The organism is Paenibacillus sp. FSL R5-0701 (assembly GCF_037973995.1).
In the GTDB taxonomy this organism is placed as follows: domain Bacteria; phylum Bacillota; class Bacilli; order Paenibacillales; family Paenibacillaceae; genus Paenibacillus.
Map to the genome: position 1 here is coordinate 5718884 of NZ_CP150230.1, position 24162 is coordinate 5743045.

The 24162-nt window shown below is 43.7% G+C and carries 24 protein-coding genes; 11 read left to right on the forward strand and 13 right to left on the reverse strand.

What is annotated here, in order from left to right; genetic code table 11:
* The first annotated feature begins 13 nt into the window (after positions 1–13).
* Together MKZ13_RS25230 and MKZ13_RS25235 are read left to right on the forward strand one after the other, a co-directional pair.
* On the forward strand, positions 14–574 hold the full coding sequence (locus tag MKZ13_RS25230; RefSeq protein ID WP_221821015.1) for a TetR/AcrR family transcriptional regulator: 561 nt from the start codon (positions 14–16) through the stop codon (positions 572–574).
* 622 nt (positions 575–1196) lie between these two features.
* On the forward strand, positions 1197–2102 hold the full coding sequence (locus MKZ13_RS25235) for an NAD-dependent epimerase/dehydratase family protein (protein WP_339179110.1): 906 nt from the start codon (positions 1197–1199) through the stop codon (positions 2100–2102).
* A 335-nt stretch (positions 2103–2437) separates the two neighbouring features.
* On the opposite strand, the gene MKZ13_RS25240 is transcribed toward MKZ13_RS25235, so the two are convergent.
* Positions 2438–3103, reverse strand: coding sequence for a cyanophycinase (locus MKZ13_RS25240; RefSeq protein WP_339179112.1), 666 nt, complete (start codon positions 3101–3103; stop codon positions 2438–2440).
* Between the two features lie 173 nt (positions 3104–3276).
* Positions 3277–4500: a sigma-70 family RNA polymerase sigma factor gene (locus MKZ13_RS25245; protein ID WP_221821018.1), complete on the reverse strand. Its 1224-nt coding sequence runs from the start codon at positions 4498–4500 to the stop codon at positions 3277–3279.
* A 255-nt stretch (positions 4501–4755) separates the two neighbouring features.
* Between MKZ13_RS25245 and MKZ13_RS25250 the strand changes: the two genes are divergently transcribed.
* Complete coding sequence (locus MKZ13_RS25250; protein ID WP_221821019.1) at positions 4756–5574, forward strand: hypothetical protein; 819 nt, start codon at positions 4756–4758, stop codon at positions 5572–5574.
* A gap of 104 nt (positions 5575–5678) precedes the next feature.
* On the opposite strand, the gene MKZ13_RS25255 is transcribed toward MKZ13_RS25250, so the two are convergent.
* Together MKZ13_RS25255 and MKZ13_RS25260 are read right to left on the reverse strand one after the other, a co-directional pair.
* Positions 5679–7214 carry a helicase DnaB gene (locus tag MKZ13_RS25255; RefSeq protein WP_036605770.1) on the reverse strand — a complete coding sequence of 512 codons (1536 nt, stop codon included), beginning with the start codon at positions 7212–7214 and terminating at the stop codon, positions 5679–5681.
* Between the two features lie 386 nt (positions 7215–7600).
* On the reverse strand, positions 7601–7894 hold the full coding sequence (locus MKZ13_RS25260) for a YuiB family protein (RefSeq protein WP_221821020.1): 294 nt from the start codon (positions 7892–7894) through the stop codon (positions 7601–7603).
* A gap of 274 nt (positions 7895–8168) precedes the next feature.
* On the opposite strand from MKZ13_RS25260, the gene hemQ reads away from it, so the two are divergent.
* The gene (gene hemQ / locus MKZ13_RS25265) at positions 8169–8915 is read left to right on the forward strand and encodes a hydrogen peroxide-dependent heme synthase (RefSeq protein ID WP_036605768.1); all 747 of its coding nucleotides are present in this window, start codon (positions 8169–8171) and stop codon (positions 8913–8915) included.
* A 332-nt stretch (positions 8916–9247) separates the two neighbouring features.
* On the opposite strand, the gene MKZ13_RS25270 is transcribed toward hemQ, so the two are convergent.
* On the reverse strand, positions 9248–9502 hold the full coding sequence (locus MKZ13_RS25270) for a hypothetical protein (RefSeq protein ID WP_017692433.1): 255 nt from the start codon (positions 9500–9502) through the stop codon (positions 9248–9250).
* Positions 9499–10692: an NAD(P)/FAD-dependent oxidoreductase gene (locus MKZ13_RS25275; protein ID WP_221821021.1), complete on the reverse strand. Its 1194-nt coding sequence runs from the start codon at positions 10690–10692 to the stop codon at positions 9499–9501. Before MKZ13_RS25275 ends, MKZ13_RS25270 begins: the two co-directional genes overlap by 4 nt.
* A gap of 524 nt (positions 10693–11216) precedes the next feature.
* Between MKZ13_RS25275 and MKZ13_RS25280 the strand changes: the two genes are divergently transcribed.
* Positions 11217–12218, forward strand: coding sequence for an NAD(P)/FAD-dependent oxidoreductase (locus MKZ13_RS25280; RefSeq protein WP_036673343.1), 1002 nt, complete (start codon positions 11217–11219; stop codon positions 12216–12218).
* Between the two features lie 76 nt (positions 12219–12294).
* Positions 12295–12546, forward strand: coding sequence for a hypothetical protein (locus MKZ13_RS25285; RefSeq protein ID WP_074096361.1), 252 nt, complete (start codon positions 12295–12297; stop codon positions 12544–12546).
* Between the two features lie 21 nt (positions 12547–12567).
* Here MKZ13_RS25285 and MKZ13_RS25290 read toward each other — a convergent pair whose 3' ends face one another.
* On the reverse strand, positions 12568–12711 hold the full coding sequence (locus tag MKZ13_RS25290; RefSeq protein WP_017692430.1) for a sporulation histidine kinase inhibitor Sda: 144 nt from the start codon (positions 12709–12711) through the stop codon (positions 12568–12570).
* Positions 12712–13066: 355 nt separating this feature from the next.
* On the reverse strand, positions 13067–13726 hold the full coding sequence (locus MKZ13_RS25295; RefSeq protein ID WP_221821022.1) for a YheC/YheD family protein: 660 nt from the start codon (positions 13724–13726) through the stop codon (positions 13067–13069).
* Positions 13727–13964: 238 nt separating this feature from the next.
* Here MKZ13_RS25295 and MKZ13_RS25300 point away from each other — a divergent pair, with 238 nt between their 5' ends.
* On the forward strand, positions 13965–14219 hold the full coding sequence (locus MKZ13_RS25300; protein WP_017692428.1) for a hypothetical protein: 255 nt from the start codon (positions 13965–13967) through the stop codon (positions 14217–14219).
* A 25-nt stretch (positions 14220–14244) separates the two neighbouring features.
* Positions 14245–15774, forward strand: a complete 1530-nt coding sequence (locus MKZ13_RS25305; RefSeq protein ID WP_221821023.1) for a Ppx/GppA phosphatase family protein — start codon at positions 14245–14247, stop codon at positions 15772–15774.
* On the opposite strand, the gene ppk1 is transcribed toward MKZ13_RS25305, so the two are convergent.
* On the reverse strand, positions 15734–17815 hold the full coding sequence (gene ppk1, locus MKZ13_RS25310) for a polyphosphate kinase 1 (RefSeq protein WP_221821024.1): 2082 nt from the start codon (positions 17813–17815) through the stop codon (positions 15734–15736). The two genes, MKZ13_RS25305 and ppk1, sit on opposite strands and share 41 nt — an antisense overlap.
* Before the next feature lie 248 nt (positions 17816–18063).
* On the opposite strand from ppk1, the gene MKZ13_RS25315 reads away from it, so the two are divergent.
* The 3 genes from MKZ13_RS25315 (at position 18064) to MKZ13_RS25325 (ending at position 21012) form a co-directional block, all read left to right on the forward strand.
* Complete coding sequence (locus tag MKZ13_RS25315; protein ID WP_017692425.1) at positions 18064–18291, forward strand: hypothetical protein; 228 nt, start codon at positions 18064–18066, stop codon at positions 18289–18291.
* A 383-nt stretch (positions 18292–18674) separates the two neighbouring features.
* Positions 18675–19688 (forward strand): glycosyl hydrolase 53 family protein, encoded by a 1014-nt coding sequence (locus tag MKZ13_RS25320; protein ID WP_339185450.1) that lies wholly within the window; start codon positions 18675–18677, stop codon positions 19686–19688.
* Between the two features lie 868 nt (positions 19689–20556).
* Positions 20557–21012: a hypothetical protein gene (locus MKZ13_RS25325; protein ID WP_221823564.1), complete on the forward strand. Its 456-nt coding sequence runs from the start codon at positions 20557–20559 to the stop codon at positions 21010–21012.
* Positions 21013–21020: 8 nt separating this feature from the next.
* Here MKZ13_RS25325 and MKZ13_RS25330 read toward each other — a convergent pair whose 3' ends face one another.
* The 4 genes from MKZ13_RS25330 to MKZ13_RS25345 form a co-directional block, all read right to left on the reverse strand.
* Positions 21021–21362 carry a hypothetical protein gene (locus MKZ13_RS25330; protein ID WP_221823566.1) on the reverse strand — a complete coding sequence of 114 codons (342 nt, stop codon included), beginning with the start codon at positions 21360–21362 and terminating at the stop codon, positions 21021–21023.
* A gap of 219 nt (positions 21363–21581) precedes the next feature.
* Positions 21582–22460, reverse strand: coding sequence for an EamA family transporter RarD (gene rarD, locus MKZ13_RS25335; RefSeq protein ID WP_339179126.1), 879 nt, complete (start codon positions 22458–22460; stop codon positions 21582–21584).
* A 150-nt stretch (positions 22461–22610) separates the two neighbouring features.
* Positions 22611–23162 carry a hypothetical protein gene (locus MKZ13_RS25340; protein ID WP_339179128.1) on the reverse strand — a complete coding sequence of 184 codons (552 nt, stop codon included), beginning with the start codon at positions 23160–23162 and terminating at the stop codon, positions 22611–22613.
* 372 nt (positions 23163–23534) lie between these two features.
* On the reverse strand, positions 23535–23900 hold the full coding sequence (locus MKZ13_RS25345; RefSeq protein ID WP_221823570.1) for a hypothetical protein: 366 nt from the start codon (positions 23898–23900) through the stop codon (positions 23535–23537).
* Positions 23901–24162 lie beyond the last annotated feature (262 nt).

Sequence of the window (24162 nt, forward strand, 5' to 3'; positions counted from 1 at the left end):
ATGGTGACTCATAGTGTCTAAGGTGGATAGAAGAATAATCAAATCTCAAGAAGCGATAAAAAAAGCTCTGATTGAACTGATGATTGAAAAAAAAATCGACCAAATTACTATACAAGAAATTTCCGATAGGGCAAATGTTAGCCGAAGAACCATCTATCTTCACTACATAGATAAATTTGATCTTCTAGATAAGCTAATGGAAGAACATATTAACGAACTACGGAAACTCTGTGAATTAGCAGCTAATAATACCGTTTTTTATGATGCGGTATTGTTATGGTTCGAGTACTTTGAGAGTCATTATTTATTCTTTTCAACGATGTTGGCGAATCAAGGAGGTCCTTTTTTTCACAGTCGGTTCCTTGAGTTTGTCCTCCAAGAGTTAAAGAATGTAGAAAACATAACCGAAGGAGATTCTCAAGGATTAAGTGACGGTGACGCTGAAGATGTGATTATTCAATTTTTTGGAGCTGCTATCGTAGGGGTAGTGGAATGGTGGTTCAAGAATGGAAAGCCCTCCCCCCCTCACTATATGGCACAACGAGTGGGGGCATTGTTAGAAAGGAATTTATAATCGATCTTGAATCAACACACTTTATTTCGCTATCCTGCCCGTTAGTTGAATAAAAGCAGCCGATCACATGGATCAGTTGCTTTCTTAGTTAAATTGAGCTATCGTTTCTTCGTTAGTTCAATATCCTTTACTGCTAGGATGTCAGCAATCACTTCATTTTTTCAAAAGGAAACCGAAGTAGAAATTTATTGAAATAATATGCAGAGGATTTCCTAATTGTTGATAGCTTCATCGGCCGAGCTGAGATAATTGCAGAACGAAAAACCGGATGCTCGTTGTTAAAAACATTTGGCACGAGAACGATATAAAGCTAACAAAGAAATTGCGAACAGCTTTGAAGTTTTATGCCGGTTTAGGCGAGCTCGGTACTTGACATATGTAATGCATAGCCCTAAAATGAGCTAAGTCAGTCGATTATGGACTCGATGAGTCGATAATAGGAGCGCAAATGAATTATTCTTAACTCGACTTTGTATGAATGCAAGCTGAATCACGCACCTTTTTTTACCTCTATTATAGATATAAAATATCTATAATATCTTATTATTAATCTAAGTATAGGAAGCAGTGACAGATCGTATTACTTTACTTTTAAGAACTTAGATTAGGGAGATGACGAACGATGAAAATATTTATGACAGGCGTTACCGGATATATAGGAAGTTCTGTGGCTAAAGTATTGCTCGATGCAGGGCATTCTATCTATGGTCTGACCCGGAACACCAGCCAAATAAACGAGTTGAAAGAGCTTGGAGTGGAGCCTGTCGTGGGCACACTTGGAGATACGGAAATACTGGCTGATTACGCAAAACGGAGCGATGGAGTGATTCATACAGCTGACGTTGCTCACCGCAAGGCTATTGAGACGTTTATTAGCGCTTTGCGCGGTACAGGAAAGCCATTAATTCACACATCCGGTTCAGGCAACGTTGGGGATGATGCCAAAGGCGAATTCCAGAGCGAGCAAATCTATAACGAAGAAACACCTGTAACAAGGGACTTGGAATCGATTCGAGTCAATGAGCTGGTGCGTAAAGCAGGGGTCGATCAAGGAGTGCGAGGTATTGTCATCGTACCTTCGATGGTATATGGAACGTCTCTCGGACTTCCAAGAGACAGCATTCAGCTTCCAATGATTGTACAGAAATCGAAAGAAATGAAGGCCGGAGTATATATTGGCAAAGGTCTGAACAGATGGTCGAATGTCCATATTCGTGACTTGGCCCAATTGTATCTTCTTGCGCTAGACAAAGCGCCCTCCTCCTCTTACTTTTTCGCAGAAAATGGCGAGGAATCGTTCTGTGATCTAAGCCGTTACGTGAGTGAGGCGCTTGGATATGAGGGACGCACGGTGAGCTGGTCTCTGGAAGAAGCGGTTGCTGAATTTGGCCTTCTGGCTCAATATACACTTGCGACGAATTGCCGAATTCGCTCTGTGCATGCTCGAAACTTGCTTGGCTGGAAGCCTGAAGCCGAATCCGTGCAAACTTGGCTTGCCATGGGTATTAACAACGCTTTCAGTCAATAAAAATTACACCTCTTATTCGCAAGATGGCATTGAGTTAACCTGCCCGTTAGCTTAATGAGGAGCTCATCATCCTAATATCATATTGTTCCTGTTCTCTACTTTCTATAAAGGTATACAAAAAAGGAGCGTCACCATTTCTGCAACGCTCCTATTGTCCGTCCGCTAGTTGAAAACAGCAGATGATCACTTTGATACCCTGCCGACTATAGGTCCTAGGAATGTTAAGATTGCATCTGTTTACAAACAGTATTCCACTCATAGAGAGGTTGCTGTAAGTCATGATTTTATACATCAAAAGGAATTACTTATGTAAGGTCCCCAGCCACTCACCCTAATTAGAACGTCTCAACCAACTTCTGAATCTTTGAGTGGGAAATTAAATATACTGGTCCCATTATTTCTATTTTGCCGTCCTCGACACGTATAGCGCTCTCCTGTTCTGCCGCATAAATATCAATTTCTTCAGACAAGGGGAACAGGTAGCCTTGAACAAACGTTGCGTAATCGCGTTGAGAATGAGATTCGTAGGCAAAATGATCAAAGCCAATACCATCATAAATAGTACTTGTTTCAACTTCATCCGTGTTATTCAAGCTTAACCATTTTGCAGCCATGTTTAACGCACCGGCGCTGGCACCCATTATAATGGCATTGCTATTCTTAATAACATCCGATAATTCATATTCCACCAAAAAATCGTTCTGCAAAACAGGATATCCACCACATAAAAAAATGACAGAAGCGTTCTGAATGAATCGCTGAGCATCTTCTTTCTGCATACGGTAATCGATGAAATGATATTCATTAAAAATAATGTTAGCCTGATTCAACCATGTCCATTCAGAAATATCATCAAAGTTAACTTGCTCATCTGTATAACCAGACGGATCAGCACTAATCATAACAAGCGATTTTCTGTCTTGTATATCCTCCTGCAAACAATGGACCAGCTTCTCAGGAAAAAAATGATTAAACCAACTGAAATAGTAGTGAGTTTTCAAACTTAATTACCTCCATATGTATTATTTACATTCATCCATAGGATTCATAAACAACCTCTTTTTATATGCATTATACAAAATAATCCAATTAATTGATAGTACATTTAACATAACTATAACCCCGTTAAAAAAAGCCCGGTTCTTCCCCCGGGCAACATACATTTTTGTATGGGTTACTTACTTATAAACTCTACCATCTTCTGATGCAATTCCTTCTCGGAACATTGAAAGATACCATTAAAATCCTCAGGGTTACGGATCAATGTGTTTAACTGGTCTATTCCATATTGTTGAACAACAAACTCCACAAATAGGAACGAAAACTGAAAACCTTTCATCGTTTCGAAATCCCAGGTATCATTATCTAATTGTTCGAACGTTGGGATCTCTAAATTGTGAATAGCCTCTTCTGTTGTACCTTCAATATAGTCCTGAGTCATCAGCTTGGCTTCATATCCACCAATTCCTTGCCTTATCCATTTCGGAGCCTTCGGATTGATTTCACTTATTAGCCACATGGTGAACAAGTGAACCGTACCTTTAAGAATCGATTGATAGGTATGCTCCGGTCCTGGATTTAATGGAGATACAATTTTAAGAATACTCCCTTCATAGGTACCCATGAACCAATTCGGAGCATCTGCTTCTCCGACCGCTTGGTGAAACGATGGCATATCAGGATATACTTCAATCGTTACTTTTCGCGATGGATGATAATTGTACTTTAACGAGATTCGTTCAATATGATCACTTAGTTCATTGAACAAATCATGGTGTACTTTATTAGGCGTATTGTTCAATCCCTCGTTTTTACCCTTATTAACAATTGAAATCAAATCTTGAATAGACATGATCGTAACGCCTCCCCATTCTTTCAGTTCCTTTTTAAGTTTTTCCAAAGCTCTATAGAGTCTGTTCTTTACTGCACTCTCACGCATCCCTACAATCTTAGAAATTTCAAGCAATGTGCAGTCCACAAAAAAGCGTAATGCAATGATTTCCTGGTCGGTTTCATTTAACTTTTTCAGCGCAACTCCGATATCAATTCGAAAATCAACATACTTCGTAAATTCTAGGGAGATCGACTGTGATTCATATCCCGTAAAATCAAACGGCGTTTCTTTTTTTCGCGATAATCTTCTATATTCGTTTTTCACTGTATTCTGAGCAATCTTGAATATCCATGTAAATAAATTTGATTTCCCTTGGAATCGGTGAAGATTCTCGACTGCTTTTAAAAACACCTGTTGAGTCAAATCATCTGCAACCATCGGGTTCAATTTCAGGGAAAAGTAGTTGCAAATTCTTTGACGATACAGCTCATAAGTGTTTTCAAAGTTAGTGATACTTTCCTGTTTATCCGGATAAACAGGTTTTGTGTCATGAGCTCCTGACATGGTAAGAACCTCCTCTTGATTTACAATGAATTAGACACCAGAGAGAGTCAGAAGGCCACATAAATATAAAATAAATATGTATTCAATCTTTCAGGTTTGTTACTTACAGGACTAATCACCCTTTTTTGAAATCTCACTTCATATCATCTCTATGATTTCATATCTTTACAAATTTATAATGATAAGCAAAGATTGGAGTAGTTCTGGAGGGAATCACATCATGTAACGACTTCCCAAAATGAAGGAGAGATAGTAATGAAATACACCAATGTTTTATTATCAAGCGTCATTGTTTTAGGTAGCTTAGGCACGTTATCAACAGCATCATCTTCGTTTCATACTTCTGATAAAGTAGCACACATTGCTGTTGACTCAACATCTGTGAACTCTTCGACATACCAGAGTATACCTAAGTTAAAAAAAACGACCGGCTCAAATAAAATTGTCTGGAAAGGTGACAACATCACGATAACCGCGAACATCTTAAAGCTAGATGCTGCTGCCGATTTTGAGCAGAACATCATTGACACCATTGTAGTTACTCATGATAAAGAAAAGTACACCCTACAAACAGGAGATTTTGAGGTTAAATTATTGGATATCACTAGTGTTGTTAAATCTCCATCTAATCAATGGATTGCTATCCAAGTAGAAAAAAGTGCTGGTAGCAACCTCATTCTCATGAACCTTAAAACAGGAAAGTACACGATTATTAACGAACGTCTTGAAAAAGCAGGTAAACAAAATGTAGAAACCATTTCATCATATAATTGGTCACCAAAAGAAGACATCATTGCATTTTCTTATGGAAATACGGAGAAAAGCACGTTAGCAATATACGACACTAAGAAAGACAGTGTTGTTTATCTCCCTCGGGCAACCAACTATATTAGCACCGGTTTAGTTTTATGGCATAAGAACGGAAAAATTATGGATTACATTAGTGAGTATCCTTCAGATCAATGGATTCTTTGCAGATACGATACAGGAAGCAAAAAAGTTAAGCCTGTAAAAAGAATCACAAAAAAGGAATTTCAGCAGTGGTTTAAATTAGATAAATATCCTACGAGCTAAAAAAAATGATTGGACGGAAAATACATTTCTTTCGTTCAACTTATATAACAAAAAGGCGAGTCTCCATTAATCGGGGACTCGCTTTTTTGTCTTTATTATTAAATTTAAGAAGTGCCTTTTTGCTTACTCGCCTGCATCTGCTGGGCAAATCGCATCATCTCTTCGAACTCTTCCTCGGATACGGCATCCCCATCGGTGCTTATGTCTTGTACAATTGGAATTTCGGGTTTGGCTTTGGTTCCTTTGCCGTATGTACGGGTACGGGTTCCAGCTGCACCAGCAGCCTGTTTGCCTTTGACCTTGGCCTGATCACGAATATATTGCACAGCTTTCTCATATGAGTTTACCTGCTTAAGCAACATGTTGGAGGCTATGGCCTCAACGAAGTTACGGTTAATCCGCTGCTCTCCGCCGGATACAAGTAATGCCATCAAATAATGAATCAGTACATTGATGACTTCGCCAGGTAACTTGTAGCTGAGATCAATTTTCTCAAATATATCGATCAGATTGTCCGGTACTGCGCCCGGGAAAAATGTCTGCAACAGACGTGTGTATGGCTCATTGCGCAGCATCATATTATATTGATGAATATCACACTTGGTCATAAATTGTGGAGGCACTTCGACGTAATATTCCATCTGCACTCCATGCTCCACAGGTGGTTCACCGGAGTCTTCTTTCCGTTCAGGCTCCTCCATATGCTGTCTCAGTGCCACGACCTTGGCTGCCTGTACAGTCTGTTGCTCATGGCGCTTCTTCGTCTGTCTGAACTGCATACTCGCCTTATGCTGAAGATCATCCAGAATCAGCTGGCCCTGTGGACTGAAAATATCATCTTCATCCAGCAGACGGCATACATCCTGCACACTGAGATTAAACTTGTTCACGACATAATTTACAATGCCTAGTTGTTCATGATCAAATCGCAATTGTTCTACATGACGACGATTGACCGACTCCCGCGGGAAACGCAAAATAATGTCGGCATAGTTCAAACTGTTTTCTTCCGCTGCATCATTCGTGCCTGTCCGTTGGGCCGTAGTTGATACTTCCGACAAAGCCTGCTCCAACTCGTAATCAATCACGTGGGTATTCAATTCAAATATATCGTAAAAGGGAACGGAAATATTCTCTTTATTGGCTGCCGGATAAGGCGCGTCCCCATTTTCCACTGCCGAGAAACCCGAACGCAGGGAAAGGACGGCGAATTTACCTATCTTGTCACGAAGCAGCAGTGTCAAATGCTGTGTCCGGAAAAACTCTGCCGGAGAGAGCGGCGGTTGCAGCTCATATTCGTAGATGTAATCATCATTTTCCGGTATATATAGGCGTGATGTCTGAAGTAGCCCCACTGCCTCAAGCTTGGATGTCTGCTCTAACAAATATTTGCGCCCTTTCTCACTTGGCTCCAAGCCAAGCGTCATGAACAGCCTCCGTTGCTGTTCAAGCGGCGAATAACCGACCTGTTCACCGGGAAGATGCTGAAACAACAGCCGATACAAGCCAACCGCAAAAGCACCTACCATGGGCTGATATGCTCCTGTAAGCATACGGTCATCCAGGGCGCTAAGTCCAAACTCCCTGTATACGCAGTAGCGATGATGTTCAGTATAATGGTGCAGATTCTTCATGCGCATAGCCTGATCTCCTTCTCCCCAAAAGTATGTTTATCTATTCTATCATAAATGTCTGATCATCAAATGCTCAAAAACAGGTAAAAAGATGGCCTGTTCTCGCTCCGTTTCGTCCTAGGTCGACATCATTCACGTTTTCGCCGAATTTAGCAAATTTCTAAAATAAAAATGTCGAGAGCCGCTAGAATACTATAAAAGCTGTAGCCGCAGAATACAAGGGAATATCTAAAGAGAATGTTCTCCAGATGTATATGAAGTACAAGTCTACAATAATCCTTCTAATAAAAATGAACAGCAAAAAAGCCTTCCCTTTGTACTCGTAAGCGTTTACGACAAAGACAAGACTTTTCACGCGATTACAGTGGCATGTGTTACCTCTTTCCATCAATCTAAAACATTCTGTACCCACCCAAACGTAACTTCTGAATCGTCCAGCCACTGATTACCGCACCAGCCAGTCCAGCGATGCCCGTCATATAGTCTACAATCTGGAAAGAACCCAGATGTGACATCAGAGATGACGACTGATCCCATAGAGAGTACACAACAATAGGTAGAATTACAATAATGAACAGATAGGAAGGAAACCAGGTTGTCTTCATCAGCATGTTCAGAATGAAACCGATACCAAACATCATAACGAAAAATAATACCATCAATACCAACACAGGTATAAATTGCATCGGACGACATTCACCTCTTCTTTCACACATTCAGGTTTCACTTCTGGATAGTAGTTAGTGTACCGCAAAAAATGTGGCGAAGCAACGAACTTTCTGGACAAATTTCCCTATATTTATACTCTGTTCATTTGCCCTTCTGCTTCATGTTGGGATACAATGTAAACGATAAAGCAATCACCCGTCCCTTATAGTGCGTGTTCAAAATCAAAAGCGGACTTTTTGAACAACCTCTTATAGGGATTTGGAAATATACCTTGCAGGAGGAACACAACCAATGAACGAAGCCGCATCAACACTGGAGGGCTGGTATGCCCTGCATGATTTTCGCTCGATTAACTGGGCCGCCTGGAAAGCAGCAGATGATGAAGAACGCGCTGTAGCACTGGACGAGCTTCAGGAATTCTGGAAAGAATGGAAAGAAGTCGAGGATTCATCCAAAGGAAGTACCGTTGTATATACGGTTGTAGGTCAAAAAGCAGACCTCGTCATGATGCACCTGCGTGAAACGCTGGAAGATCTGAAGGCTGTTGAGAACGCGTTTAACAAAACGATGTTTGCCCAATACACAACCAAATCGTATTCCTACGTCAGTGTAGTGGAGCTGAGCAACTATCTTGGCAAAGAAGGCGAAGACCCGATGCAAAATCCGGATATTATCGCCCGTCTGAAACCTGTTCTGCCACAACGACAATACATCTGCTTCTATCCGATGAACAAAAAACGTGAGCTGAATGACAACTGGTACATGCTTTCCATGGACGAGCGTCGCACCATGATGCGCAGTCACGGCATGATTGGCCGCAGCTATGCGGGTAAAGTGAAACAGATCATTACCGGCTCTGTCGGTTTCGACGACTGGGAATGGGGCGTTACGTTATTTGCGGATGATGCACTTCAGTTCAAGAAACTCGTCTATGAGATGCGTTTCGATGAAGTTAGCGCCCGTTATGGCGAATTCGGTTCGTTCTATGTGGGAAGTCTGTTGAACGAAGGAACACTGGAAGACATGCTTAAGCTGTAAAAATAGCACAAAGCACAATAAAGCACCGCGACATCTCCTATTAAGGATATTGTCTGCGGTGCTTTATTATCTATCAATATTCTACTACCTCAAGCTTGATTTAGATCTATATTGTTTGAACTATTTATTTACATAAAAACGGAAAGGACAGAAAAAACCTAAAAAAGTGAAGCTATAAGCTTTCTGAAAGAAAGCTACTTCGAAAGCATCCACTTCGCCTAAAAGCTTTCTGAAAGAAAGCTGCATCGGAAGCATACGCTATCACCGGATTTTCCCTTTAACAAAAGGGAATCAAAAAATCTGGGGATAACAGCGATTGGAAGGTTATGTCTCTAATCCTCGTCCTCTTCATCTACCGCTTTCAGCGACTCGAGGAACTCGGCTGTGGCCCGGTCACGGTCACGTCCCTTCTCTTTAAGCCGCTCAATCGCAGGCATAATGAGAATATCCACTTCTTTCTGCACAATGTAGGCCAGATCATATTGATCCTGTTCCTCCAGATAACCACCGACCTGCATCAGGGCGTTGTAACGATCCAGCTCTTCACGTGTTAATAGTCCCCGGACCTGAACACTGCAATGTCTCATCCAAAAAACCGCCCTTTCTTCAGGACTAACGGAATACCACCAATGATGAACAGATAACGCAGATCAACCAGCTTCTTCAACTGAGCTGCTTTCCAGCCTTTGTATTTCTTGCCGCCTACAACGGCAATAGCTTCACCTTTACCCAATGAGGCAACCGTGCCTTTGCTCGTAAATACAAAAGGTTGTTGCTGTTTCTTGCGAATGGATGCCACGACGTTCTTGGCGCAGTTCACACCCTGCTGCATCGCAATCTGGGCTGTTGGTGGATAAGGCCGTCCTTCAGCGTTGAAGACAAGTGAATTATCACCAATGACATAGACATGCTCATGCCCTGGAGCACGCAAGTAGTCGTCTACTTTCACACGTCCTCGCATCACTTCAAGACCTGCCTGTTCAAGCAGTGAGTTACCGCGAATACCGCCGGTCCATACGACTGTAGCCGCATCGAGTTTTTCACCCTCACCCACAATAACCCCGTCCGGGAGACATTGCTTGATTGGAACACCAATTTTGAAAGTAACGCCCTTCTTCTTGAGCACATTCATCGCATGTTCTACCAGTTCCGGATCAAATCCAGGCAAGGCCGAAGGCGCTGCCTCTACATTATAGATGTGCACATGTTTTGGATTCACGTCGAACTCCTTGCACAGCTGTGGAATACGATCTGCAAGTTCAGCTACGAATTCAACACCACTGAAACCCGCTCCACCTACGACAAACCGAATACGATTTCGTTTATTATCGTTTTTGTACATCGCAAATTGATATTCGATGTGTTCTCGAATCAGTCTGACCGAGTTAATGCTGCGGATTGTCATGGCGTGATCGAGCATCCCCGGAATACCGAAGGTCTCAGGCTCACCGCCTAGTCCAATAATCAGATAATCATAGGATAACGTACCATCCTCCAGAATAATCTTCCGATCCTGCAGACGAATCTCCTTCACGGAAGACTTGACCAGATCAATCTTGAACTCATCAATCAGCTTGGAAATGGGCACTCTTGCATGCTCAATGGTATCCGTGCCGGCTGCCGGCATATGTAGATGTGTAGTAATATAATGATAATCATGCCGGTTCACCAATGTGACATCGGCCTCGTTATAGTTCAATTCCTTCTGCAGCCGCTGGGCTGTCAGAATCCCGCCATAGCCCGCGCCGAGGATGACGATTTTGGGAATACTGCTCATGTCTATACCCCTTCCGGTTTCACTTGCATCAGCCCGATCTTGGGTGAGATGCAAAATGCACATACTTACAAATATTGATGAGGTCTTGCCCATTATGACGACAAATGTTAACTTCGCGAATTTATTTAAACGTTTGCATCAAAATTGATCCGTTTGTATGCAAGTTATCGTTTTAAGTTGTGAAATTAACCACAAGATTCTACAAAACACGGGATCTCTCTTCTTATTACATATTGACTCTAAATTAGACAAAAAAACACATAGTACAGGTCAAGGATATCTGTATTTCAAGTAAAGATCAAGGTTTTTTTTGTTATTTTTCATAACCTTTCATTTCCAATTTCATCCTATTCTCATCTGATCTTCATCAATTATTCTCTGATTCGTGATGTAGCTAACTTTGCAACCCTGAGTACACCGTTTATAATAGGAAAGACAGTTCAGCACCCATGCCGGTTACGATCCGTAGCCTGCACATTCTTTCTGTTAACTACCTATTAAAATATGAAAGGTGTTGTTGATTCTTGACTGCACAAAATTCCAGTCATGATATGACTGATTTACTTATTATCGGTGGAGGCCCTGCGGGTCTGTTCGCCGCGTTTTATGGTGGGATGCGTCAGGCATCCGTTACACTGGTTGAAAGCATGCCACAGCTTGGCGGACAACTTGCCGCTCTTTACCCGGAGAAATACATCTATGATGTAGCCGGATTCCCGAAAGTAACAGCTCAGGAACTGGTGAATAACCTCGTTGAGCAAATGAATCATTTTAACCCGAACATCCGCCTTGAAGAAAAGGTTGTATCGGTGGAGAAAAAGGATGAACAACATTTCATCGTGAAGACGGATGAGAATGAATATCATGCCAAAGCCGTCATTATTACAGCTGGTGTAGGTGCATTCGAACCACGTCGCCTGGAGCTTGAAGGTGCTGCCAAGTTCGAGAAGAGCAACCTGCACTACTTCATCAGTGATCTGAATGCCTTCGCTGGCAAAAAGGTACTGATCAGTGGCGGCGGTGACTCCGCGGTAGACTGGGCACTCATGCTGGAGCCTATCGCTGAGCAAGTGACGCTGATCCATCGCCGGGACAAGTTCCGTGCGCATGAGCACAGTGTCGAAAACCTGATGAATTCCAAGGTAAATGTCGTTACACCGACCGAAATCACGGAACTTCACGGAGATGACACGATTACCAAAGTAACCCTTTCCCATGTTAAAACCAAAGAAACTCAGGAAATCGAAGTAGATGATGTGATCGTTAACTTCGGATTTGTCTCTTCTCTCGGACCAATTGCCGAGTGGGGAATCGAAATTGATAGTAACTCCATCGTTGTTGATTCCCGCATGGAAACATCCATTCCAGGAATCTTCGCTGCCGGTGATATCACAACATACCCGGGTAAACTGAAACTGATCGCTGTCGGATTCGGCGAAGCTCCAACAGCTGTCAACAATGCGAAGGTATACTTCGATCCGGATGCCAAGTTGTCCCCAGGACACAGCAGTAACATGAAACGCTAGTTTTGCTGAAATAACATATATTGATACAAAAAAGGGTATCTTACTCCTGAGTGAATCCATATCAGGAGGGATACCCTTGTCTTATATATGCCCGCTGTGTAACGGTCTGGTTGTACCGGAGCAGGCTTGCCCCCACTGCCTTCAGGGACTGTTAGAATGCGGCAAATTGGATGATTACACCGGACCATACAGCCCCTACGTATTCCAACCTTCCTCTGACACGGCAGACGAAGTCGAAAACGTTTGCAATCATGTGATGTACTGTCACCATTGTCAGACGAGCACGCCATGGCCTGTCTCACTATGGGACTTGTCCGGAAACCTGTAACATTGCCTGCAATGAGGATCTCTAGTGAAGAATGGCAGATACGTCGGTACCCAGTTTGCGCTTATGGATTTCTGCCAACAGCAGTGCGATGAAATCTCGTTCGAGATTCAACTCAATCGCTTTATGGTAGGAATCCAACAACATCTCATCGGATAACATAGCCATTTCCCGCCACAACCTTTCCTTTTTTTTCCTCAAAACTATCATATCAGAGATTCATATAGAGAACAAGCGTTCTTGTTATCCACAACGATATGTGGAAATCCTGTGCATAGTTTGTTGATAAATGGAAAATATATAGAGTAATCAACGTGTATAGTGTGGACAATATTTATGCACAGGAAGTTTGTACTACTGTCAGAACGTTTATCAGCGTATTTTTTTTGGAATAAATTCATAGTTTCAAGACTTGTTGCGAGTAAATTACCCGGTAATGTAAAATTTCAAACGGTTTTCATAACGTTTTCTTCTATATATTATCGGTTTTTCTTGGATTTTCTTGAGCTTTCCCATTCATTTTCTATTGGGGTCTGGTATTTACTTCCAAAATCCAGATCTTGCCTGAATAATCCAGTCCATAATCAAATCCAAGCTGACCTACACCAGGGAACTGACTTTCCATAATGTACGTACATGTCAGTGTAAGTGAACGCATCTCCCGGCGTTTGTGCCGACCGGATATATGTGGCAGGGATAAACCAAGAGCTCGCCTTCCTGATAACATGGTGCCACCCTTGCTCAGATTCGTCACACAGAGCCCGGGACGAGCGAGTCGTCCTACTAAAGAACGGAATACCCAGCCTCGTTCGGTTTTGACTACTTTGACTCTGTAATCAACAGGTCTCCCTTGAATCGTTGCCAGATGAATGCCTTGCTGGATCAAGTACCTGCGTCTAGCCTTTACACGCACCAGAGAGCGATACATCTGACTGAAACTGGCGAAAGAACGGGTCGTTTTCATATGGGTGTATCGATAAGCCCCACCGCTCGCCGATACCCGGATGACACCGTAACCTCCACCACCGACAATAGGTTTGACATACACCATTCCATAACGACTGAGCATTTGCAGCAGATTACCCGGGTTGAATGCCTTGGTCTGTGGGATATGGACAGCAGCTATCGGGTATTTCATCAGAGCCGCTGTCTTCCGCCATTTGCTTGCAAGTTGTCTCGACATGGGTTGATCTCCTTCCTTGAAACCATAGTCCTTCCTTATACATACTCAACAGAAGCCTTGCTTTCTTGGATGTCTGTCCACGGCAAAGGCCCCTTTTCCATGTAACCTGTCCCAGGGGTGATGGCGGAAACGGGAACAAGCGCCCGGTTTGCTTTTCAAACAAGTCAATCTGTCGTATGCTACTAAGGAATGGCTTGGAAGGGCTTAAATATGAGGATCTAAGGAGCGTTAAGAACAAATGGAAGCATTTTTCAAATCACTTTATGGCGTAGCCTATTTTGCAATGTCGATCGTTCTGGTAGCTGTTACGGTACTTCTCTTTGTCACAGGTATTCGACTGTTTATGCAAAAGCGTAATCGCGGCTTTGCCGTGAGTTGTCTTATATTTGCCTGTTTCATCGTCTTTATCATTGTTGTTATGTTAACTACGCCCTTCTCTGCCACACCGCCGGGTTCACCGGAAGCCATGGCTGCCCTTCTTCACTTTGGGTAGTTGAACTCTGTAGAAGGAGATGCTTATGACACGTACTAATGAAACCTTAGGAATTATTGATATCGGCTCGAACTCCATTCGTCTAGTTATATATGAACTGGATCAGGACGCAGCCTATCGCATCATTCATGAAGACAAATATGCCGCTCGTCTGAGCAGCGTTGTTGAGTCCGATGGAACCATTCTGCGCCATTCTCTGGATAAAGCCATTACCATCTTGCGTCAATTCAAAGCGACCTGTGAAGCGTATCAGACCAAACTGATTCGCGCAGCAGCTACCGCTGCCATTCGTAATGCAAGCAATGTTCTGGAGATTATTGAATGGCTGGAGACAGAGACGGGACTTACCATTGAATGTGTATCGGGAGATCGGGAGGCCTATTATGGGTTCCTTGGTGTCACTCAATCCATTGATCTGGCAGACGGTTACGTCGTGGATATTGGAGGTGGCAGCACAGAGATCACGGTCTTTCGGGATCGGAAAAGGTTACATAGCATCTCCCTCCCCATTGGTGCAGTGAATTCACATGCCCGTTACGGGGGCGAAGATCAGTGGACCGAGGTTAATGCACATGCATTATGCAACGAAGTCATTGAGGCTCTCCGTGGACAGGATTGGATTCGTGAGCATCCTGGTCTGCCACTCATCGGACTTGGCGGCACAATGCGTACACTCGCCAAAGTGGAACAAAAGCGTACCCAGTATTCTTTGCCTGTCAGCCATCATTATGAGATCAGTGAGGAAGCGATGGAGAACATCGCTCGCTCCTTGCCACATCTCACCTCAGCACAACGCAAAAAGGTACCTGGGCTCGCCAAAGATCGCGCAGACATCATTGTGCCTGGCGTACTGATCCTGCGAACAATCTTCCAGTTAATACAGGGAGATCGTTATGTGGTTAGTGGCGCGGGTCTACGAGACGGGTTATTGCGAGATTACATGGCTGGAGGTCAGCCGGTCGTTCCAGACGCGCTGAAGGACAGTATCCGCAACTTTATCCATTTTGGTCCGCCTATTCCAGAGAAACGTCTGCAACGGATTCATCAGGATATGGTCACCCTGTATACGGCATTACAAGGTACCCCTCCTGATCAAGCAGATGCCCGAATCCTGTATGCATCCTCCATGCTGCACATGGCAGGTAAGCAAATTAACTATTTCCGTTATACACAGCATTCGGCCTATTGGATTATGAATGCAAGCATCTATGGACTTTCTCATCGGGAGACCATTCTAAGTGCCAGTGCAGCTGATTATCATCCCAAAAAAAGAACGCCCCAGCTGCTGAATAAGCACCGGGACATTCTGAAAAACTCGGATGAGCGGCATGCTCATCGAATTGGCTCTCTGCTGCGCGTAGTCGAAGCCATTAATCGATCTGAGAGCATCGCTGCGATCAAAGCAACAAAAGAAAACGACTCGCTGCAGGTGCAATTCACCTGTACAGCTGAGCCGTTACTGGAACTTGATGGCCTGGAAGAGGCCGTCAAGGATCTGAAGGAAGCCTGGGGAGTTACGTTAACGCACTCCATTCAGCAGGCTTCCAAGGGATAATACCCATGGCCTCCGTCTGACTTCTCAGCGGGGGCTTTTCATTTTTTACAAATACATAATTGCCACCAGGCATAAGTTCTCTGGCTTTGACATTATCCATAAGCGACAGATTAAGAATATCCACCAGCATCTTTTTCAACTCTGGATCGAATACGGGACACATCAGTTCAATTCTTCGATTCAGGTTACGTGTCATCCAGTCTGCACTGGAGATGAATACATCGGGATTGCCGCTGTTTTCAAAATAAAACAACCGTGAATGCTCCAGAAAACGATCCACAATGCTAATGACCCGAATATTCTCACTGAGCCCCTCTACCCCCGGACGCAGACAACATACACCACGCACAATCAGATCAATCTGCACGCCAGCTTGAGAAGCCTCGTACAATTCATCAATCATTTCCTGATGGGATAAGGAGTTGATCTTGGCAATGATTCTGGAAGGTTTGCCTTTCAGCGCATGCTCTGTTTCTCTACGAATCAGTGCAAACAGCTCATCCTTCATACCATCTGGAGCTACGCGGAACGCCTGCAATGCCTTCGGACCGGAGTATCCGGTAATCTCATTGAACAATTCGGATGCATCTTCCCCAATAATCGGATTAGAGGTGAACAGTCCCACGTCCGTATACACTTTGGCTGTACTCTCATTATAGTTACCGGTTCCTACATGAACATAACGTCTCAGCCCCTGCTGTTCCCTGCGTACGACAAGTATGATTTTGGCATGGGTCTTGAGTCCAACCAGTCCATAAACCACGTGACAACCGGCTTTCTCCAGCTTACGGGCCCAAGCAATGTTGCGCTCTTCATCAAACCGGGCTTTCAGTTCAACCACCACCGTGACCTGCTTACCACTCTCAGCGGCAAGTGCAAGTGCCGGAATAAGACGTGAGTCGCCATTGACCCGATATAATGTCATCTTGATGGCCAGAACTCTTGGATCTTCCGAAGCCTCCAATATAAAATCAGTGACTGGTTCAAACGATTCGTACGGATGATGCACCAGTACATCTCGTTTGCGCAGCAGCTCAAAATGACTTTCTCTTGGCAGAAACTCAAGTGGGTAGACTGGCTTCACCGGACTGTATTTCAGATGTGAGAAACTTTCCAGACTGTCCACGAATCCCGCCAGAAAACTCAGATCAAGTGGTCCATCAATTTCATATACCGGGTCCTGAATATCAAATTCATCCTGCAATTCCAATAGAGCATCCGGACGAAAATCCTTACAGACTTCCAGTCGTACAGGAGCCCCGCGGCGTCTGCGGCGCAATTCTTTTTCAATAGCCTCAAGCAGATCTTCCGCTTCTTCTTCATTAATGAACAGATCCGCATTACGGGTGACTCGGAATTCCTGTGCAGCAAGTGAGATATATCCGCTGAAGAGCGTATGGATATGATGTTTGATAAGATCTTCAATCAGTATGAATGTTTTCTTTTTGCTATTCGCCCGAATGGGAGCCTGAACTACCCGCGGCAGATTGGAAGGTACCTGAACAATAGCCATAAACGGCTCGCCCTCTTGCTCCCCTTCCTTCTGTAACATCACGGACAGATAGACAGACTTGTTGTGTACCAGCGGGAACGGACGACTCTGGTCAATCGCCATCGGTGTGAGTACCGGAAAAATAATTTCATGAAAGTACTGGTCCATTGCGCGCTGCTGTGTCACATTAAGATCTGTATATTCCTGAATGTTCACGCCTTTCTTGGCGAGTATACGAATGAGTTCACGATACGTTTTATACTGTTCGGCGACCATGGTCCCGGTTCGTTTGATCAATCTGCGGTACAATCCCGAAGGCGTGTATCCTGTAAAATCTTTTTGCGTGAATCCGGCCTTGATCTTCTCTTTTGTCTCCGCCACCCTTACACTGACGAACTCGTCCAGATTACTAGCGACAATGCCGAGAAATCTCATGCGTTCCAGCAGAGGCGTTGTTGGATCCTGGGCCTCCTGAAGTACGCGCCGATTAAATTCAACCCAACTCAAATCACGATTAACGTAGTTACCTGTTTTGACGTCTCTATGCATGTATGGCCTCCGAATGTGTTGCATATCTATTCTTGGTTAGAAGTTCTCATATAATTGTACTATTCGTAATCAACATCAAGCGTCAGCGCAGTGTAAACGCTACGTAAAATTTATGTAAATGATACCTCATGGCCGCAACTTTTTCCATCCCTTTACAAAGGTCAATAGACAGAGTAAAGTGAAGTACAGTGTGATTTGGTCCGGTTGCTTGTTCTCATTCCAAATATAGTTGATTAAAGGAGTATATAATGAAATCCAACAAACCTAGAACATTACAAAAAAATATAGAGTTTTTCACGGCTGCACTATCCCAATGTATGGTAAGCGCGTGGCAGGAAGACCCGGCTGGTGTCTATTGCGAGGTCGGTTGTGGCATTGTGGAGCGGATCAGTGAAGACAGTGTGCGCATCCGAAACAATGACGGAACAAAGAGCCATTATGCACGAGATATCACGATGTTCCAAACTGAAAAATAATTTTGCTTAAATACGTAAAAAAGACTAGCTTTCCGAAACAAGGTGTTGTATACTCTTGCCACAAGGAAAGGAGGTGCGTCAACATTTCTAATGTCATGTTGAACGTGTCCCTTACCCGATCCACTAGCTCAAATTAAAAGAGTCTGGTGGAGGCGCGGGATACGGATCAATGTTTCAAAAAGCGCCACGGGTAGAAAAGCCGTCTTCGGACGGCTTTTTGTTTTCTCTTTTTCTGTAGAGAGGTTGAGAAAACACCCAAAATATTGGAAATGGACCCTTTAGTAGAGCAAACCAGGATGGCTATAATTAGGATGCAACTCAACCTAAATCCGAGGAGGCATCTTGTAATGTTCAAAAATGTAAGGGGTTTCAAGACATCCATCATGTTGGCTTTTGTTTTGTTATTCACCTCCATCATGTTGCCCGCAGGTCAGCATGCCAGCGCAGCACCAAGTTTCGCCAAAGGAGCCGACATCAGTTGGGTTCCCGGAATGGAAGCCCTGGGTTACAAATGGAAAGATAAAAACGGCGTACAGCGCGACATCATTGATATTTTGAAAAAAGACTATCAAATCAATTCCGTTCGCATTCGGGTATTCGTTAATCCTTCGAATGATTATGGGAACGGTTACATGAATAAGGATCGCGCGGCTGCACTCGCACAACGTGCCAAGAATGCTGGCATGAGTGTAATGCTTACCCTGCACTATAGCGATTCATGGGCAGACCCTGGTCAACAAACCAAACCAGCTGCCTGGAAAAACTACACGTTTCAACAGCTCATGGATGCGGTGTGGAACCACACACGTGATGTCATGACGGCGATGCAAAGCAAAGGCGTTACCCCGGACTGGGTACAGATCGGGAATGAAACAAGCAATGGTATGTTATGGGAAGATGGCAAAGCATCCACCAACATGAAAAACTATGCGTGGCTGGTGAACACAGGCCATAACGCAGTGAAGTCCCTGAGCAGCGGCACCAAAACCATTGTGCATCTGGCAGGTGGAGATGATAACGCCCTCTATGTATGGAATATTGGTGGTCTGATTAATAACGGAGCTAACTTTGACATGATTGCCATGTCCCTCTATCCTTCAGCTTCCGGCTGGAACACTGCTGTGACAAATACGGTAAACAACGCCAAGGATATGATTAACCGTTATGGTAAAGAGATCATCATCTCCGAAATTGGCATGGACAATAACCAGGCTGCAGCTGGTAAAAGTTTTGTTGCTGCGATGAAAAACCAAATCCGTAATCTGCCCAATGGCAAAGGTAAAGGTGTATTCTACTGGGAGCCTCAGGCTACACCAGGATACAACGGCGGCTACGGCAAAGGCGCATGGCAGTCCAATATGATGCCAACGGTGGTCATGGAAGGATTTATTGACTAGGTACGGTGGGTAGAAGTGAATTGGTGGGCAGCGTGGTGGGCGTTCCAGTGGCGGATCGTTCTTATGATCGCTGTTATCCCCAGATTTTTATGAATTCCCCTGATAAGGGGAAAATCCGGGGATAAAGGCGAACGCTCCGCTTCTTCAGAATCGATTCCGCCCCCTCCACTACGTTGCTGCTCCTTGAGATACTTCTAAAACCGTGTGTAGGCAAGTTATTAGGGTACCGAAAGGCGGAAGGCGCTGTTCCCGGTGGGAGTAGCGCCTTTTTTTACGTTGGATTGCGTTGAGGGGGTAGCGTGGTGGGCGTTCCGGTGGCGGATCGTTCTTATGATCGCTGTTATCCCCAGATTTTTATGAATTCCCCTGATAAGGGGAAAATCCGGGGATAAAGGCGACCGCTTCGCTTCTTCAGAATCGATTCCGCCCCCTCCACTACGTTGCTGCTCCTTGAGACACTTCTAAAACCGTGTGTAGGCAAGTTATTAGGGTAACGAAAGGCGGAAGGCGCTGTTCCCGGTGGGAGTAGCGCCTTTTTTTACGTTGGATTGCGTTGAGGGGGTAGCGTGGTGGGCGTTCCGGTGGCGGATCGTTCTTATGATCGCTGTTATCCCCAGATTTTTATGAATTCCCTTATTAGGGGAAAATCCGGGGATAAAGGCGAACGCTCCGCTTCTTCAGAATCGATTCCGCCCCCTCCACTACCTTGCTGCTCCTGATCGGGCACTCCTAAAGCGTGTCGCAATCAATCGAGGAGGGGGGCATCACTCGGGCTGGAGACTGATGTTCTTTTGGCTTACATATGAATATAATAAGTTTATTGAGATAACACATAGGATCAACTTCTAATTGGAGAGGAGGCATATGGATGAGCTTTTTAAAAGGGTTCGGTCAGTTAGCTGGGGAAGTTACCGGAAAAGTGTTGGGCGGCAGTGTGAGGGTTGTTGGTGAAATCGCGGGTAGCCCCTTTATCAAAGAAATCGGGAACGGCGTAGAAAAAGCTACGATTAATACAGGCAAAACCGTTGGACAACTGGCTAGCGGGACATATGATCTTGCCAGTGGTGCAATTCGAAAAGATGATACCGCCATAGACGCGGGGCTTGCCGATATTGGAGGTGCCGTAACCAATACTGCAAAAGGTGTAGCGATATCAGCCAAGTATGTATATAACAGCGGTAAAGATGTTGTTGTGGGCATGAAAGAGGAAGATAAGGACCGAGTGAAGCTTGGTGCCAAGAATCTTTTAGCTGCTGCTGCGGTAACAACACTTGCTGTCGGCGTCATTGATGCAGTTGATGGGGCTGAAGGTGTAGATACGTAGGATTTAGATTAGATCACCAATAACACAACAACTGAAGAAATACAGCCTAGCAGGGCAACCAAAATATGGAGACAACTAAATGAGATTTTTTCAAGTAAAATCCGTTGTCTCTTTTGAATTAAACACGAGTAGATAAACACTGTAACCACAACGGGCAGATATAAATGAAGATCCGGACCATCCGTGCTTGGTAATAGTTTATTAATATATCTACCTATCGTTTCGTTGACCATCATGAACCCATATATAATACCGATTATCGCTGAAACTGCAAACTGAAATAGTATCTGAACTACAGCATTCTTTACAAAGAATGGATCATGTTTGCGGTAACGGTCATTAACGATCATCTATCTGTCGCCTCCTCGTTTTTCGATTACTCTTTTTGGTTACTCTTTTTAGTTACTATTTTTAGTTACTATTTTTGATTACTACTCCTGTATTTTACCATAACGTTGATCAGCCTTCCTTTTTAGTTTTTATCGACCTATCGCTCCCCAACAAACAAAAAATTGCCCTCTCCACCTCATTGGCAGAAAGGGCATTTATAACGATTCAGATACCTCTGTTCAGCTTACCTTAGCGAGTCTCGTAGCACGTATCGATGCGGCAGCGTATACGATAAGCGCTGTCCAGATGAGTGTGAAACCAACAAGCAGAACTGGCGAGACCGTTTCCTTGAACACAAACACACTCAGGATCAGCATGATTGTCGGCCCAATATACTGTACGAAGCCTAGTGTGGACAACGACATCCGAGCAGCCGCCCTTGCAAAGAACAGCAGCGGCAGCGCCGTCACCACACCGGAAAGCAGCAGTTCGAAGAACATCGGCGCAGGTAACGTCCATGCCGTTGCTTTTCCTACTATGGCTAAGTAGATCCAGTAGCCCAGTGCGACGGGTAGAACTACAGCTGTCTCCGAAAATAAACCCACAGAAGCGTCTTGCTTAATCTTTTTCTTCGCCAGACCGTACAAGCCAAATGACACGGCCAGCGAGATCGCTACCCATGGGAAACGTCCGTAGTCGATGGCGATGATAAGCACCGCGACACCAGCGATGGCAATCGCGAGCCACTGTCCACGGTTTGGCTTTTCATGAAGAAAGACAACCGCCAGTAACACGTTCAGCAACGGGTTCAAATAATAGCCCAGACTTGTCTCAACGACATGACCGTTGTTAACGGCCCAAATGAAGATAAGCCAGTTAATAGCAATTAGCAGCCCACTCGCGGTAAGGGACAGCAGGGTCGAACGACTGGTCAGAATGCGCTTCATGTCACTCCAACGACGTTGGACGGCAACGAAAATCCCCATAAAGACAAATGACCAGACAACCCGGTGCGATAAAATCTCACCTGCCGGTACATTTTCAAACAACTTCCAATACAGCGGGAGAACTCCCCACATGATATACGCAATGATCGCGTTGATTAATCCACTATTCATAACTGTATCCCCTCTTATTGCTCTGATATCTCAACGGATTATACGCCTCGATCCTCGTTTAAGTAAAGGGGGTAATAGGTCATACAGGAATCCATGCCTAGTTCAAATGACTTTTTCTTTGAGCAAAATTCCCCGTTTAGCGCTACCAAATTATACTTTGCGTTTTTTCTTTCTTACTCTCATGAAGAAGATAAAGATCGCCGCAAATACGACTACACCTACGATAAACAAATCAATATCTTGCTCAAACATAAACCACATTTTGTGTTCTACGTTTACTTGTTGTTTTGGTGGAAAGCCTTCCCCGAATAGTTCAGTTGCTTGATTAATATTGTTCATTTCGATGGTTGAACTGCACGGACTACTACTTAATTCACCATCCACTTCGCTAAAGTATATTAAGTATTTGTTACCTTCCTTGAAATCAAATCCCCATGTGAAGTTAGTTGCAATAATTAGTTGAGAGTCAACTTCAGTATTCCAACTCCTCTCAACTTCCACTAAAATATATCTAATTTTCTCTTTGGTCCCTGTAAATCCCTCTTGCTTCAAGTCGACCTTTACTTGCTTTACTTCACCATAAACAGCTCCATCATATATTTCTAACTGTTCTTGGGGACCTCCCGATTCGGCACATGACAAGGCTTTAACATCTTGTACATCAGAAATAAAAAACACGGTAGAGATAAAAAAAATCAACATGATTATACGAAGCTTCAGTTTATCCACCTTCTTCTCATAACATTAATTCGTACATCTTTATTGACCTCTTTAACAGGAAAAATGTTGCATTTCCCCTGGCCGTTAGGTGAATGAACAACGAAGCAACCAATCGGACACAGTTGGTTGCTCCATTTGTCTTTATTAAGTTACCATTCAAGACTAATCTAAAAGAAATAAAACTAAGATATTTTTCTTACAGCAAACCATAGCTCAACAAAATTCAGTCCATCTTTACCACCAGTAATTTCAAATTCCATTCCGTCGACCTGTTCATATCCTGTAGTAGGAAGCCATTCAGAAAAGAATCGTCTATGTATGGTAGCATCACATTTGATCCTATTTTGGTTACTTTCACTTTCCTCCAACATGAAACACGCCAATTACGGTTTCACCATCTTTGTCATACAGTGGAATATCCCATCCGTCTGGTGATCTGCTGTTCTGTATCGCAATAGCTTCTTCAGGTGTTTTTGGTTGCTCGCCATCCATGTCTTTTTTCAGCAGATATCCTTCTGTACCATCCACACCAGTAGCCAAGATTAAATCAGGTTCCGTTTCTGGAGAAGTCGCATATGCGGCAGAACCATATGTCTGTCCATTCTTATTTTTCGGATAAAGAGAAGTAATGTGAAATTGATTCATCGTATTTTTAACGTTTGTATATTGGGATAACCCTGAACCACTCGATACACTAATCATTAAAACCACAAATATCAATAGTATGACTCCTTTAGAATACATCTTCACAACTGTTCACTCCCTTATACTTTTGAACTCGCAGAAATTCCAATGAAGAGAAGATGGTTTTCACCCAATCACATTTCCTTCCCATCTTTAGAATAATATAACATAGATTCAAAGGAGTAGTTGGAAGTTGAACGATACTCATCTAACCTGTCTAACGTTATTGCAGAGCATCCCTCTTCGATAACATAAAAAAAACGGACACTGATCTGTTGAGATCGGCGTCCGTTTGTAT

Bases quoted from the DNA above. Each gene is read 5' to 3' on its own strand.
- MKZ13_RS25325 (WP_221823564.1), top strand. From the start codon at position 20,557: ATGAGCTTTTTAAAAGGGTTCGGTCAGTTAGCTGGGGAAGTTACCGGA.
- MKZ13_RS25305 (WP_221821023.1), top strand. From the start codon at position 14,245: ATGACACGTACTAATGAAACCTTAGGAATTATTGATATCGGCTCGAAC.
- MKZ13_RS25245 (WP_221821018.1), bottom strand. From the start codon at position 4,500: ATGTCAGGAGCTCATGACACAAAACCTGTTTATCCGGATAAACAGGAA.
- MKZ13_RS25260 (WP_221821020.1), bottom strand. From the start codon at position 7,894: ATGCAATTTATACCTGTGTTGGTATTGATGGTATTATTTTTCGTTATG.
- MKZ13_RS25340 (WP_339179128.1), bottom strand. From the start codon at position 23,162: ATGTTGATTTTTTTTATCTCTACCGTGTTTTTTATTTCTGATGTACAA.
- MKZ13_RS25275 (WP_221821021.1), bottom strand. From the start codon at position 10,692: ATGAGCAGTATTCCCAAAATCGTCATCCTCGGCGCGGGCTATGGCGGG.
- MKZ13_RS25290 (WP_017692430.1), bottom strand. From the start codon at position 12,711: ATGGCTATGTTATCCGATGAGATGTTGTTGGATTCCTACCATAAAGCG.
- rarD (WP_339179126.1), bottom strand. From the start codon at position 22,460: ATGAATAGTGGATTAATCAACGCGATCATTGCGTATATCATGTGGGGA.
- MKZ13_RS25320 (WP_339185450.1), top strand. From the start codon at position 18,675: ATGTTGGCTTTTGTTTTGTTATTCACCTCCATCATGTTGCCCGCAGGT.
- ppk1 (WP_221821024.1), bottom strand. From the start codon at position 17,815: ATGCATAGAGACGTCAAAACAGGTAACTACGTTAATCGTGATTTGAGT.
- MKZ13_RS25330 (WP_221823566.1), bottom strand. From the start codon at position 21,362: ATGATCGTTAATGACCGTTACCGCAAACATGATCCATTCTTTGTAAAG.
- MKZ13_RS25255 (WP_036605770.1), bottom strand. From the start codon at position 7,214: ATGCGCATGAAGAATCTGCACCATTATACTGAACATCATCGCTACTGC.
- MKZ13_RS25250 (WP_221821019.1), top strand. From the start codon at position 4,756: ATGAAATACACCAATGTTTTATTATCAAGCGTCATTGTTTTAGGTAGC.
- hemQ (WP_036605768.1), top strand. From the start codon at position 8,169: ATGAACGAAGCCGCATCAACACTGGAGGGCTGGTATGCCCTGCATGAT.
- MKZ13_RS25295 (WP_221821022.1), bottom strand. From the start codon at position 13,726: ATGTCGAGACAACTTGCAAGCAAATGGCGGAAGACAGCGGCTCTGATG.
- MKZ13_RS25270 (WP_017692433.1), bottom strand. From the start codon at position 9,502: ATGAGACATTGCAGTGTTCAGGTCCGGGGACTATTAACACGTGAAGAG.
- MKZ13_RS25235 (WP_339179110.1), top strand. From the start codon at position 1,197: ATGAAAATATTTATGACAGGCGTTACCGGATATATAGGAAGTTCTGTG.
- MKZ13_RS25300 (WP_017692428.1), top strand. From the start codon at position 13,965: ATGGAAGCATTTTTCAAATCACTTTATGGCGTAGCCTATTTTGCAATG.
- MKZ13_RS25315 (WP_017692425.1), top strand. From the start codon at position 18,064: ATGAAATCCAACAAACCTAGAACATTACAAAAAAATATAGAGTTTTTC.